Genomic DNA, 13,948 nt, shown 5'->3' on the forward strand with positions numbered 1-13,948 from the left:
AATTAAGCCTCAGCATTAAAAAACACCTTGTAATAATGCATTTTCTTTTCGTCGTCGTAACCGCGTTCTAAATATTCGGCAGAGGCATCGGGCGCATCGATATCCAGTTTTATTTGAATTTTGGTATCGAGTTTAATATCGGTTTTAATCTTGCGTTTTTCTTTGGTTACCACTCTTTCAGCGACATCAAACTGATTTCGAATAACAATGTTTTGCTCGCCTTCAAACTCTTTTTTATAATCTTCAAATTCCCTTATCTGTTTTTCTTCTTCAAAAAGTTCTTCTTTAAAACGCTCAACGTTTACCACTTCATTTTCTTTAAAAAAATCGATGGTTTTTGCTAAAAACGTGTTTTGTTCTTGTGCGCCGTAACTGGTTTTTAAAACCTCGGTAGAAAACTCTTTACACAGTTCAATATATTGCTGGGTGTGGTTGTTGGCATCGTCGGCATACTTAATATTCAAAAATTGGTTGGTCCAATATTGGGCATCGTAACCATTATTATCTACACTTAAAACAATGCTGCCTTCAGTATCGCTTTGGTTTAAAATTAAACAGCCTTTATCTACTTTTTTTGAGCTGATTCCTTTTTGAACCAACACATCGTAACTGTTATTTTCCAAATAGGTTTGAAAGAAGTTTACCTTGTTTTCAATTTTAAAAATGCCGATGGCATTTGTGGTCATTTCTGCAAATTCTATACCTTCAAACATCACGATTAAAACATCGCCCGTTTTTATTTGGGCCGAAGTTGATTGCTCGTATAAATGCGTTACGATATGTTTTGAAACTTCAACATAAGCCTCGTCTTCATTAAACATTTGAGAGGCATAACTATTAATTTCATTTAAGGCAATATTGGCATGATGGTTAAAACGATAGCTTTGCACCACGCTACCAAAAGGTCTTAACAGGAAAGGCAACATTAAGTCGTAACTGGCTTCATCAAAATCGACTAGTTTATCTGAAAACGCATTTTTTGTATCGTTAAATTTGTTACCGACTTTATGAATGATAAATTTTGAAATGGAGGCGTTTTTTCTTGAAATCATGTATAGAATATTAAGACTGCAATAGTAGTGATTTCAAAACAAAAAGCATAAAAAAAAGAACGCCAAAACATATAGTTTTAGCGTTCTAGATTTGAGGACTTTAGATTTGGTTATCGTTATATTTTTACAAATTCCACACGTCTGTTTTGGGCTTTTCCCTTGGCCGTGCTATTATCGTCTACGGGTTGGGTTTCACCTTTGCCATCGGTTTGTAAACGATTCCCGGATATTTTATAAACTTTTATTAAAGCTTCTTTCACAGCGTTTGCCCTGTTTTTTGATAGTTCTAAATTTACCGAATCGCTTCCATCTGCATCGGTATGTCCAATAATGTTTAGTTTAATGCTTTCGTCCTGCATTAAAACCTGCGAGATTTGACGAATTATACCGTAAGATTGTGCTTTGATTTTTGCCGAACCCGAATCGAACAGAATACCGTTGGTCGAAACTTTGCCCTTGCTTAACAGTTCGCGTCTTAAATCTACACCACCTTCAGCTACCTTTAAATTTGAAATAAAAAGATGCTCTTCATTGTCCTTTAAATTATTCAGATGGAATTTTAAATACTTAAGTACATTTTCTTCTTCAATAAACCTGGGAATATCGACATATTTGGTTTCGTTCACCCAAAGCCTGAAACGCTTTTTAGTAACCGAAATAGCTATATGTGGTTGGTTTAATACGGCTTTTCTAATATCTGCTTTAATATCGGTGTTTATTGAGCCGCCGCCTCTGTTAAAATAGTTTTTTGCCCTAAAGCCAAAAGCACCATATTGCCCTAAAGGAATATTGATTTTAGCATAATGGGCTAAACCATCGTTAAACGTATTGTTGTCGCTTAAAATGATGTGAAATCTGGCGGTAGACGAGGTTTGCCGGCCAAGGCCTTTAGTTAGCAAATCGAATTCTATGGTGTAATCCTCGGGTAAATCCTTTACGTCTGGAATATAATAAACGCCGTAGCCTGTTTTTAACTCGAACCAATTGCCCTTGTCGCCAATTTTTACAACCTCTCCCGATGCATTGGTATTCCATTTACTTGGGAAATCGCCAACATAATCTTGCGAGAAATCATCAAAAAACAATAATTTATCACCGGGAACATAATCAAATTTGCTATAGATTTCTAAATCGTCTGAAATATTAGAATTATCTTCCTCAGTATCATCATTTTCGTTGGAAGATCCCGATGAGCTATTTGATTCTTCATCGCTTGTGGAGGTATTGTTCTCAGGATCATCTTCTGTTTCATCGCGTTCGCGCTGACCGAGAAGCAATTCCTTGGCCGTTTTTATACTATACGATAAAGCTTTTTTTGCCTTATTAATTTGCAACGTAGCTTTAGCTTGCTTTAAAACACTGGCGCCGTCAATATCGCTTAAAATATCTGGAGCGCTGTCGCTTAATCCGGATAAATCATCCAAAGCATCTTCCAAAACATCAATATCATTATCGTCTAGCGGTGTGCCTGCTGCGGCGTAACCATCGTATTTGTATACTTTGTCGTACAAATCGAAAGATTGGGTTACAAAATTATCGACACTAGAGAGGTTGACTTTGCTTTTTGGACGTTTTAATTGTTTGGTTTGTGCGTAAGAATGCGATATAATAAAAAATACCGCCACCCCTAAAAGGGGCAAACGCAATCCGTTTGTAGATAGTTTCATTGTAAATGAGTGATTAATAGCTGCCTAAAGATAAAAATTAGTTTGCAATTGCAAAACCTTAATTTACATTTAACATAGAAATTAATTCATTTGATATAAAATGATGGCGTCGCTATCTCCTTTTGTAACAAATTCTAAATTTCTGTCTTTGTCGATATTATCTAAGCTTATTTGGGAATTGCCGTAAACCGGAAAGTTTGAAATGGGTTTAGCCTGACTATCGAAAAGGTGAATTTTTTGAGATTGCAAATCGGTTACCGAAACATAAATTTTATCGTTCAAATAAAATATTTTTGGAGGGGTGTAATTGCCAAAATCAAGCTCAATCGTTCTGTTTTTAATGGTGAGTTTATTATCGGTAAGCGTAACCAATGTTTTGCTTGTGGTTTCTAAATGGTGATGGTCCGAAAGGTTTAAATTTTGAGTTGCCGTATTGCCTCTGGTATCAACCGATACCAATTCGCCATTAAGCGTTGTTGTGGTAAACTTGTTATTATAAAGATATACGGCTTGGTTTGAGAAATTCACAGAAGTTTTTGGTTTAACCCTGGTTTTTCCGGTGCGATCTAAAATATAAAGGTCGTCCTCGGTTTTAAAGGTTAAATAATCCTTACCGCTCATTCTAAAATGTTTTGGTTGGCTATTGATGGTTTTGTTGGCAGATTTAAATGTAAATCCGTTTACAATGTTTGCCTTAACATTGTACATAAACACTTTTTTGTTTTGGGTAACCATTAGCCTGTAATTTTTCTTTTTATCGTAATCGAAAACCGAAAGTGGTTGCGTAATTTTATCATTGAATTTTTTAGGAAATGGCGCCACATCGTTACCGTTTCGGTCAATCACATAAATTCTATTTGGGGTTGCAAACACAAGTTGAAGTCTGCCGTTTTTATAAATATCAATTTGCTCGATATTGCCTAAAACAGCACCTTGTAATTGTTTTTTCCACAGGATTCTTCCTTTGTTAGAAATTAAATACAGCTTGTTATTTACATCTTGTACAACAATCTCTTTTTGCTTGGTAATGTGGTTTGTAACAAATTGAGGTTGGTTTAATAAATCGGCATCTAATTTAATATTAAACTCCTCGGAAATGGAGTTTTGGTAGCCTCTGGTTTTTGCTTTTTTAATAATGCCATTTACATGTGCAAAATTGGTGTCGTATATAAATTGTAAAGCCGAAGCGCTGTATTTGTCTAAATTGTAATTTGAACTGTTTTGGAGGTTTTTATCCAAAATGCTTTTTAAAATAGACGGATTCACAACCATTAATAACGAGGACTGGTCGCTCAGATTTGCTTTAATGTCTTTAAAATAAGATTGTTGGCTTAACGTGGTTTTGTTTTGGTAATTGGCAATAATATTTTGGAGTAGCTCCATGTTTTCAGCAAACACAAAAAAATTGTCCAACACACAATATTTTGTGGCACTGTTATAGGTGATTAATGGGTAAAATGTGTTAGAAAATAATTCCGTTTCGCTAAAACTATAAATTTCAATTTGCCTGTAAGTGTCAATAATATTCAATTCGCTCAACAAAGCATCTTTGGTGGCAATAACATCAATGGAGTTTAAAGCTATGGCGCGTTGTGCATCTTCAAAAATTACACCAATTTCAGCAATATTATCGAAAAGCGTGGAGCTTGCAATCGAATCTTTTTTGTTGAATTTTGATAAGTTGGTTTCAAAAGCATTAAAATCGTCAAAAGTAAAGCTCATAAAACCATCGCTATTTGAAGGGGTTATATTTTGAATCTGATTTTCTTGCGGGACCGTATTTTTGAAAACATGAATTAAACTTTCTGATGAATCGGTTGCTTTTGTAATCCCGTTAATTAAAATTTCATCTTGACTAATATCGGCATCAACGGCAAAATAGTTTGAGAAATTTTTAAGGGGAATGGAATCTTCAATAAATAACGTTTTTATAAACGCATTGTCGGACTTCATTATAAGCGATAGAGATTTGTTTTGGCCCGTGGTGTTGTAAATTTTTTCCAATTCAGCATTTCTATTAACGTGTAAAAAAGCAGCGTCAACGGTTTTTTTTGAAGATGATGCAAAAAACATGCTGTCTACAACGGCGCTATAAAATGTGTTGTTGTTTAGATTGGATTTTGTTATGGTGGTGTTTTTATGAGTTAGCGTTTCTTCAATATAATTAGCTAAAGAGTCTGTTTTGAATAGGTTTTTGTGATATTTTGTTACAACGGAATATTGAAGGCTGTCTGTCTCATCATTTGAAAAACACACAAGCAAATCGCCTTTAGGGTGTAAAAGCGATAAAGCCTCAAGTTTACTTTCCAAAGTTTTATAGGAATTGGTTTTTGATAGTTTTTGAATAAAATCATTGTTTTGAAGAGCACTTTTTAAACTTTCGATATTTGAAGCTTTTAAGATTACCGAGCTGTGTTCTGGAATTAAATGATTTAATTTGGTTCGGGTTGTTTTATGTTTAGAGCAACTAAATACTACTATGAAGAGGGCAAAACAAAAAAATCTCATGTGAGGCATTATTTAAAAAAGAATTCCTTGGTGCTTAGCCAAAAGGTTTTCGTTGAAACTGTAATTCCCGATAAAAACAGGAATCTTAATAATTAATTTCGCTTTAAGAAATTATTAATTCTACAAACCTACATATTTTTCATCTTAAAAAAGGTGGAATGCCATAGAAAATCGAATAGCATTAAAGTAATAAACCTAAATATTAAGTTTTAATTGTTCGGGCAATAACCTAAACGATTTTCTGTGGTATTTGGTAATACCATATTTTTTAATGGCTTCACGGTGTTCTTTGGTGGGGTAACCTTTATTTTGTTTCCAATTGTACATGGGGAATTCCTCGTGGATTTTATCCATATACAAATCGCGATGTGTTTTTGCCAACACTGAAGCTGCGGCAATACTTAAATATTTACTATCGCCTTTAACTATGGTTTTAAACGGGATATTGTTGTACGGTTTGAATTTATTGCCATCAACTATAATGTATTCGGGAACTCGATTTAGCTTATTTATCGATTTATGCATGGCTAAAATGGAAGCATTCAAAATATTTATGGTGTCTATGTCGTCTTCAAATATATGCGCAACACCAAAGGTTAAGGCCTCAGTTTCTATTATGGGCTGTAATAAGTCTCGTTTTTTCTCACTTAATTGTTTGGAATCATTTAGGATTTCATTTAAAAAATCCTGGGGAAGTATAACGGCAGCAGCGGTTACGGGACCTGCAAGACAACCACGGCCGGCTTCATCTGTGCCACATTCCAATATCTTATTTGAATAGTTTTTTAACAACATGGGTGTAAATATTGCCAAATCTATAGTTTTTACAACTATTTATTATGCATACATAATAAATTTATTTCGATTTATGCGAAAAACGTAATATTGCTTATTGAATTCTTAGTTTTTGTAAATAATTTTAAAATTATATTAATTGATACCCCTGTATTTTTATTAAGTACACATTTGAACAGATGTTAATTATTGCTTTAGTTAACATTTTTTTAGTGTATTTCTTTGCTTATTTAAGATATTATTAAGATGTTTGCGGTTGACTAACTCAAAATAATTGTTATATGAAATTAAAGTTGACATGGTTGTTGACGCTAATAATGGCGTTTTCAATTCAATTCTCTAATGCACAAGAGAGATCTATTTCAGGAGAAGTAACATCATCTATGGATGGTTTACCGTTGCCTGGAGTAAGCGTAATAGTTAAAGGAACAACTAGGGGAGCGCAAACAGATTTTGATGGTAAGTATACCATTAAAGCTTCAACTGGAGAGGTTCTGGTTTTTTCGTTTGTAGGAATGAAAAACGTTGAATCTACTATTGGAGCAAGCAATACAATTAACATTTCCATGCAAGAAGACATAGCTGCTCTAGATGAAGTGGTTGTTGTTGCTTATGGTACACAGAAGAAAGAAGCCTTAACAGGTTCTGTGGGTGTTGTTAAAACCGAAGCCTTGGAAAAAATTGCTACCTCGAATGTGGTACAAGGTATTGTTGGTAAAGTTGCAGGTGTTCAAGTTATTAATAACTCTGGACAACCAGGTGCTGCTCCAACTGTAAGAATTAGAGGTGTAGGTTCTATTAACGCAAGTAGCGAGCCTTTATATGTTGTAAACGGAGTGCCGTTTCAAGGGGATATAAACTCAATAAACTCAAATGATATTGAATCTTTTACAGTACTAAAAGATGCAGCTGCTGGTGCCTTATATGGTAGTAGGGGATCTAATGGTGTAATTATTATTACAACCAAGAAGGGGAAAAGAGATGCGGTTTCTGTTAACTTAGATGTTAGCACTACTTATTTAACAAGAGCGACTAAAGATTACGACGTAATTAAAGATCCTGGTATGTATTATGAGGCGCACTTTTTAGCGATGAAGAATTTCTTGATTACTACTGGTGAAACACCTACCGATGCCGCTAATTTAGCAGCAGCTAATATGATTCAAGATAATATTGGGTCAGGTTATAGCTTAGGGTATAATAATTATGATGTACCAGATGATCAGCTAATAAATCCTGCGACGGGTAAATTAAACCCTAGCGCAAATTTATTATACCATGATGATTGGGACGATTACATGTTTAATAATTCATTTTCAACCAAAACATTTTTAAGTGTTTCTGGCGGTTCAGAGAATTCTAAATATTATTTCTCTTTAGGTCATCAAGATGACAAAGCATATACCATCAAATCCAATTTTGAAAGAGTTACGGCTAATATGTCTTTAGAGCAAACAATTAAAGAAAACCTAACACTTGGTGGTACTATGAATTATGCACATACAGTTCAAAACGCTCCTGATCAAGGAGGGTATGCAGGTGCATTTACTTGGACACGTTCTATTGCACCAATTTATCCGGTATTTGGTTATAATTTAGACGGATCTCCTGTTCGAGACACTAACGGAGTTCATGTTTTCGACTATGGTGATGGACAAACTGGTACACCACAAATTAGAAGGTATGCGGCTTTTGCTAACCCTTATGCAACTACATTGTTGGATATTAAAAGAAGAACGGCCGATAACTTAAATGGAAATATTTTCTTAAAGTATGACTTTTTAAATGATTTTTCTTTTAGATACAATGTGTCTGCAGACTTACGCCATGACAATAGAGTAAGTTATGACACGCCATTAGGTGGAGATGCTTATGGTGTAGAGGGTAGATCGACTCCTAGAGCGTCTAGAGATTTTACGGTAACACATCAGCAGTTATTAACTTGGAAAAAGGACTTTGGTAATCATAGCGTAGATGTTTTAATTGGACATGAGTCAAGTGAAGAGAAATTCGTATATTTAGATGCACAAAAAACAAAGTTTTTATTACCAAATGAATCTGTGTTAGATTACGGTGTTAACTTTCAGTACATAAATAACTACGAGTTCGATTACGGTATAGAAGGGTACTTGTCAAGAGTAAATTACGATTTTAGTGATAAGTATTTCATTAACGCAAGTTACAGAAGAGATGCCTCTTCGGTATTCCATCCTGATAATAGATGGGGTGATTTTTACGGAGCTGGAGCTGCTTGGAGAGTGTCTCAAGAGTCATTCTTAGACAGTGCTGATTGGTTAACGGAGTTTAAGCTAAAAGCAAGTATCGGACAACAAGGTAACGACAGAATATTATATTCTGATAACTCTGGTAGAAACTACATTGCTTATGAAGATCAATACTTTGTATCAAATAATAATGGTAATATTGGACTTAGTTTACAATACCAAGGGAATCCCGATTTAACTTGGGAAACTTCAACCAACTTTAATGCAGGTTTTGAACTTGGATTATTTGATAACAGAATTACCTTGGATGCTGAGTATTTTAAAAGAGATGTGTCAGGTTTATTATTTAACACACCACAACCGCCGTCTTCTGGTTTACCAAGCTTCCCTGAGAATGTAGGTGATATGGAGAATGTAGGTTACGAAGCAAGCCTTAATGTTGATATTATCAGATCAGAAGATGTAAATTGGTCTGTTAATGTTAACGCAACACATTTCGAGAACAAAATAACAAAGTTGCCAGAAGGTAAAGAAACTATTGAAAATGGCGCATTTGAACTTGAAGTAGGAAGATCTCAATTCGAGTATTTCTCAAGAGAATATGCAGGGGTTAACCCTAATAATGGAGCCGCTTTATTTTATAAAGATATATTGGATACAAACGGTAATCCAACAGGCGAGAGAGAAGTAACAGAAGATTGGGCAGATGCCGATGAGTATTTTATTGGAAAAAGCGCGTTACCTGAATTATATGGTGGTTTTGGTACAAGCTTTAGCTATAAAAACTTTAGTTTAGGTTTACATTTTGCTTACCAATTTGGAGGTTACGGTAGAGACAATACATATATAGAATTGTTATCTGGTGAAGCTGGTGAAAACTTACATAAAGATGTATTTAACACATGGACCATTGATAATCCAACAGCATCTTTACCATTGGTAGTGCCAAACAATGATTTAAATTACTATGCGACATCTAATATTAGATTAATCGAATCTGATTACTTGAGTTTGCAAGATGTAAATATATCGTATAATTTAAACGATAATATTACTGAAAAGTTAGGGTTAACGTCTGCAAGGATATATCTTAATGCGGGTAATGTTTATCTATGGTCTAAAAGACAAGGCTATGATCCAAGATTAAGTTTTACAGGACTTAATACTGATACTAACTTCTCGTTAGTAAGAAATATTACATTTGGTTTAAACCTTAAATTTTAAATTATGAAAAAGAAAATTTTATTAAGTTTATTCGCAATTGCTTTATTCTCATGTGAAAAAGAATTCCTTGACACAGAGTCTAAACAATATGTGACTCAAACACAATTAGAAGAGTTGGCAAACTCGTCGCCAGAAGCGCTTTTAACAATCAACACAGGTGTTGAAGATGGACAATATGCCTTTTTTAGAGAATACTCAACAAACTTTGAAGATACAGGCGGAAGACACGACGACTTTGGTCAAATGTCTATCAATCTAGGTCTAGATTTAATGTCTAATGATATGGTACAGGTTACTGATCATTGGATGGGAAATTACTATGCTTACAGAGGTAGAACCCAAGATTTCTCTACAACTAGAATTATTTGGAATTTTTATTACTCTATTATAAGAAATGTAAATTCAATTGTTGCTCAAATACCAGCAGATGCTACTGATGATAGATTAGTACATTTACGAGGCAGAGCGCAAGCATTAAGAGCTTATAGCTATTTCAACTTAATTAGAATATACCAACACAAATACCAAGGAAATCAATCTGCTCCTGGTGTACCGCTTTATGATGGAGCTGATTTAGTAATTCCTTCAAGAGCCAGTGTACAGGAAGTATACGATTTAATTATAGCAGACTTAGAAAATGCATATGCTACAGTAGATGGATATGTTAGAGATTCTAAAGAAAAGCTAGATAAGTCTATTATTGCCGGTATTTACGCAAGAGTGTTGTTGGAAACAGGAACGAACAATACAAAATGTGCTCAAATGGCTGCTGAAGCGAAAGCAGCAGGGTCTTTAATGAGCTCTTCTGCATGGTTAAACGAAGGTTTCTCGCAAATATCAAATTCAGAGTGGTTATGGGGATCAGACATTAATAATGAGTCTTCAACGGTTTATGCATCGTTCTTTTCACAAGTGGCAAGTTTAAACGCAGGCTATGCAGGATTATTGGGAGTACATAAAACAATCGACATGAGATTATATGATGCCATTCCAGCAACCGATTCTAGAAAACAAGCATTTGCAGACGATGGAACATACATTAATTATAAATTCAGGGATTTCACATTTTTTGAAGGTGATTACGTATACATGCGTGTGGCTGAAATGTATCTTATCGAAGCAGAAGCTTTAGCAAGAAACGGTAATGATTCTCAAGCAGCACAAGTACTTTATAATTTAGTTAGCACAAGAGATTCAGGTTATACATTATCAACAAATACGGGTCAAGCTTTAATTGATGAAATTCTATTACAAAGAAGAATAGAATTATGGGGTGAAGGATTTGCTTGGTTCGATATGAAAAGAAACGATGTGGCTCTAGAAAGAGATTATCCAGGTTCTAACCATGCTTCTTTTGGTAAAGACAATTACGCCGCCGGTGCAAAGGAATTCTTATTCCAAATACCTAAACGTGAATTAGATAATAACATTGATATTAATGACGAGGACCAAAATCCTCTATAATAACCTAAAAATATAAAGAAGTATGAAAAATAAATTAATATACGGGTTTCTTTTTTTATCGATGCTTGCGTTTACATTCGTAAGTTGCGAAGAAGAGGGAGTACTTCCAGTAGAAATACCAAATGCTATTTCCTTTAATGCAGATGGGGCAAATATACAAGTTGAAGAAACTGGTACATCCTATGCTATTGAAGTGCAATCAACTACAGTGTCTAACACAGCAAGAACAATTACAGCTGTTTTAAATACGGCGGAATCTACAGGTTTACCAGCTGAATATAACTTTAGCGGAACAATAACTATTCCAGCTGGAGAAACAGTAGGGTCTGAAACCATAAGTTTTAATTTCAGTGAAATGCCAATTGGACCAACAAGAACATTGGTTTTTGATTTAGCATTGCCAGATGATGGATCATTTCTTAATACGGCAAGAGCAACACATACCATTGGTTATACAGCGGTATGCCCTTTATCAGGGCCGCAGTTAACAACGGTTAGCTTTACGTTTGATCCTTGGCCAGAAGAACTTAGTTGGTCAATAACAAACGATGCTAACGGGCTTGTGGTAGCAACAGGTACTGGATATGATGGATTGACTTCATTTAGTACAGACGTTTGCTTAATTTCTGGTGATTACACATTCACTATTGAAGATGCTTACGGCGATGGAGGAGCACTTTACGAACTAACTCAAAACGGGAATGTAGTTATTTCAGGAGGGCCTGCTTATGGCACCGGAGAATCACAATCATTTACCATTTCTATCTAATTTAGAGGTACTCAAATATTTTAAATAAAGAAAGCCGGCTAATTTAGCCGGCTTTCTTTATTTAAAATATTTACTTAAAATTAGCGTTCAAATAATTACTTTTGTTTCGGAAGATTAAATTATGATGAGATTAATTTTAGTATTGTTTTTAGTGTTTTCGTTTAGCAATGTAAACGCGCAAGTAAAACCTAAGTTATTAAAAGAGGCAGACACGGTGTCTTTAAAATCTCAAGATAGTTTAAAAACATCTGGTAAACCTAAACCTAAAAAAAATCTCTTAGATAAATTAGATCCAAAAACTAAAGTAGAAAAAGCCAAAATATCAGACTATTTAATAATCTCTCACAAAAACGATACAACTTTTGTCGATACCACTTTAACCATCCAAAAGGAATATAAATTTAATTATCTACGAAAAGACAATTTTGGTTTAATGCCCTTTTCAAACCTGGGACAAACCTACAACAACCTAACCTATAATTTTGAAAACACGGATTTAATGCCAAGTTTCGGTGCTCGGGCTAGACATTTTAATTATATGGAGGTTGAAGATATTAACTATTACCGTGTACCAACACCATTAACGGAATTGCTCTACAAATCCGCTTTCGAGCAAGGGCAACTAGCCGACTCCTTCTTTACGGTAAATACGTCACCGCAGTTAAATTTTTCAATAGCCTATAAAGGGCTACGGTCTTTGGGAAAATACCAACACTTGTTAACCAGTACGGGAAATTTTAGGTTCACAACAAACTACCAAACAAAAAACAAACGATACGCTGCTAGGGCACACATAGTAACCCAAGATTTGCTTAACCAAGAAAATGGAGGACTTAGAGACGATGATATGGTAGAAAATTTTCAGAACGGGACCCCAGAGTTTTTAGACCGATCCATATTAGAAGTAAATTTCGAAAATGCAGAAAACATTCTAAAGGGCAAACGCTTTCATTTAGAGCACGCCTATAATATTATTAACAAAAAAGATTCGCTTTTAAAAAACAAACTAAGCATAGGTCATATTATATCCCTAAAAGATAAATCCTTTCAATACGACCAATCAACAGCAAATACAAGTTATTTTGGTGCCGCCTTTTCAAGTTCAAAATTCAGAGATCGCGTAACCCTCGAAAACCTATACAACCAACTACAATTAAATTATAGCAACAATATACTTGGCGATTTACAATTCAATATAAGTAACAATAATTACAACTACGGTTACAATAAAGTGGTCGTATTAAATGGCAACAACATAACCAACAGGTTAAAAGGCGATGTGTTTTCAGTAGGCGGAAAATACCACAAGCATTTTAAAAACTTCGAATTGCATGGCGAATTGGGCGTAAACGTTTCGGGCGATTTCGAAGGAAACTTTATAAAAGCACACGCCACCTTCAAATTAAATAACGATTTATCGGCAACGGCATCCATAAACCACAACTCCAAAGCACCAAATTACAATGTACTGCTATACCAAAGCAATCACATAAATTACAATTGGCGAAACAATTTTAACAATACCGAAACGCAGCAACTCGCATTTCAATTAAAATCAAAAAAAATAGCCAATATATTGGTCGACTATTCAACCATAACCGATTACACCTATTTTAAAAGAGACAGCACAGGAATTCCAAACGGAGAGTTCGTCCCAATCAAGCCCTTTCAAAACAACAAAACCATAAGCTATCTCAGGGTTAAACTGGAAAAAGAAATAAAAGTTGGCAAATTCGCACTGCACAACACGTTAATGTACCAAAACACCCAAGACGAAAACCAGGTGCTAAACGTACCCGAGCTCACCACGCGCAACACCATATACTACGCAAGCCACGTATTTAAAAAGGCCATGTACCTACAAACAGGCGTAACATTCAACTATTTCACGGCATATAGCATGAATGCCTACGATCCGCTATTGGCAGAATTCTACGTGCAAACTCAAAAAGAATACGGCAACTTCCCACGGTTCGATTTCTTTATAAACGCAAAAATCCGCCAAACCAGAATCTATTTAAAGGCCGAACATTTCAACGCAGCCTTCACCGGCTACAATTATTTCGCAGCACCAAACAATCCGTACCGCGACTTCACCGTGCGTTTCGGATTAGTGTGGAATTTCTTTATGTAAACAGTTTTTTGGGCGTTCCCCCGTTTGGTCGCCGAGGCTCCCGAAGCGGGGTCGGGCTTTCCAATACAATCTTTTTAAAAACGTCATTGCGAGGAGTTGGCGACGTGGCA

Annotated in this window: 8 protein-coding genes; 4 read left to right on the top strand and 4 right to left on the bottom strand. The window is 35.1% G+C overall.

Going from position 1 to position 13,948, the window contains the following annotated elements; all coding sequences use genetic code 11:
* Positions 1-2: 2 nt before the first annotated feature.
* The 4 genes from ACN5J7_RS15270 to ACN5J7_RS15285 form a co-directional block, all read right to left on the bottom strand.
* The gene (locus tag ACN5J7_RS15270; protein ID WP_311934867.1) at positions 3-1,052 is read right to left on the bottom strand and encodes a nucleoid-associated protein; all 1,050 of its coding nucleotides are present in this window, start codon (positions 1,050-1,052) and stop codon (positions 3-5) included.
* A gap of 116 nt (positions 1,053-1,168) precedes the next feature.
* On the bottom strand, positions 1,169-2,719 hold the full coding sequence (locus ACN5J7_RS15275; protein ID WP_418604558.1) for an OmpA family protein: 1,551 nt from the start codon (positions 2,717-2,719) through the stop codon (positions 1,169-1,171).
* Between the two features lie 81 nt (positions 2,720-2,800).
* Positions 2,801-5,227, bottom strand: a complete 2,427-nt coding sequence (locus ACN5J7_RS15280; protein ID WP_418604559.1) for a ribonuclease HII — start codon at positions 5,225-5,227, stop codon at positions 2,801-2,803.
* A gap of 195 nt (positions 5,228-5,422) precedes the next feature.
* Positions 5,423-6,022 carry a ribonuclease HII gene (locus ACN5J7_RS15285; protein ID WP_311937454.1) on the bottom strand — a complete coding sequence of 200 codons (600 nt, stop codon included), beginning with the start codon at positions 6,020-6,022 and terminating at the stop codon, positions 5,423-5,425.
* 281 nt (positions 6,023-6,303) lie between these two features.
* Here ACN5J7_RS15285 and ACN5J7_RS15290 point away from each other — a divergent pair, with 281 nt between their 5' ends.
* From ACN5J7_RS15290 to ACN5J7_RS15305, 4 genes are all read left to right on the top strand, one after another.
* Positions 6,304-9,471, top strand: a complete 3,168-nt coding sequence (locus ACN5J7_RS15290) for a SusC/RagA family TonB-linked outer membrane protein (RefSeq protein ID WP_418604560.1) — start codon at positions 6,304-6,306, stop codon at positions 9,469-9,471.
* A 3-nt stretch (positions 9,472-9,474) separates the two neighbouring features.
* Entirely contained in the window at positions 9,475-10,935 is a 1,461-nt protein-coding gene (locus ACN5J7_RS15295; RefSeq protein WP_418604561.1) for a RagB/SusD family nutrient uptake outer membrane protein, read from the top strand.
* A gap of 208 nt (positions 10,936-11,143) precedes the next feature.
* A complete protein-coding gene (locus ACN5J7_RS15300) occupies positions 11,144-11,704 on the top strand; it encodes a hypothetical protein (RefSeq protein WP_418604562.1) in 561 nt (186 codons plus the stop codon).
* A gap of 121 nt (positions 11,705-11,825) precedes the next feature.
* Positions 11,826-13,838, top strand: a complete 2,013-nt coding sequence (locus tag ACN5J7_RS15305; RefSeq protein ID WP_418604563.1) for a putative porin — start codon at positions 11,826-11,828, stop codon at positions 13,836-13,838.
* The last annotated feature ends 110 nt before the right edge of the window (positions 13,839-13,948 follow it).

The organism is Hwangdonia sp. (assembly GCF_048381975.1).
Lineage (GTDB): Bacteria > Bacteroidota > Bacteroidia > Flavobacteriales > Flavobacteriaceae > Hwangdonia > Hwangdonia seohaensis.

What these genes read in the sequence shown, in the direction of transcription:
- ACN5J7_RS15270 (WP_311934867.1), bottom strand. Translation starts at nt 1,052, where the DNA reads ATGATTTCAAGAAAAAACGCCTCCATTTCAAAATTTATCATTCATAAA.
- ACN5J7_RS15275 (WP_418604558.1), bottom strand. Translation starts at nt 2,719, where the DNA reads ATGAAACTATCTACAAACGGATTGCGTTTGCCCCTTTTAGGGGTGGCG.
- ACN5J7_RS15280 (WP_418604559.1), bottom strand. Translation starts at nt 5,227, where the DNA reads ATGAGATTTTTTTGTTTTGCCCTCTTCATAGTAGTATTTAGTTGCTCT.
- ACN5J7_RS15285 (WP_311937454.1), bottom strand. Translation starts at nt 6,022, where the DNA reads ATGTTGTTAAAAAACTATTCAAATAAGATATTGGAATGTGGCACAGAT.
- ACN5J7_RS15290 (WP_418604560.1), top strand. Translation starts at nt 6,304, where the DNA reads ATGAAATTAAAGTTGACATGGTTGTTGACGCTAATAATGGCGTTTTCA.
- ACN5J7_RS15295 (WP_418604561.1), top strand. Translation starts at nt 9,475, where the DNA reads ATGAAAAAGAAAATTTTATTAAGTTTATTCGCAATTGCTTTATTCTCA.
- ACN5J7_RS15305 (WP_418604563.1), top strand. Translation starts at nt 11,826, where the DNA reads ATGATGAGATTAATTTTAGTATTGTTTTTAGTGTTTTCGTTTAGCAAT.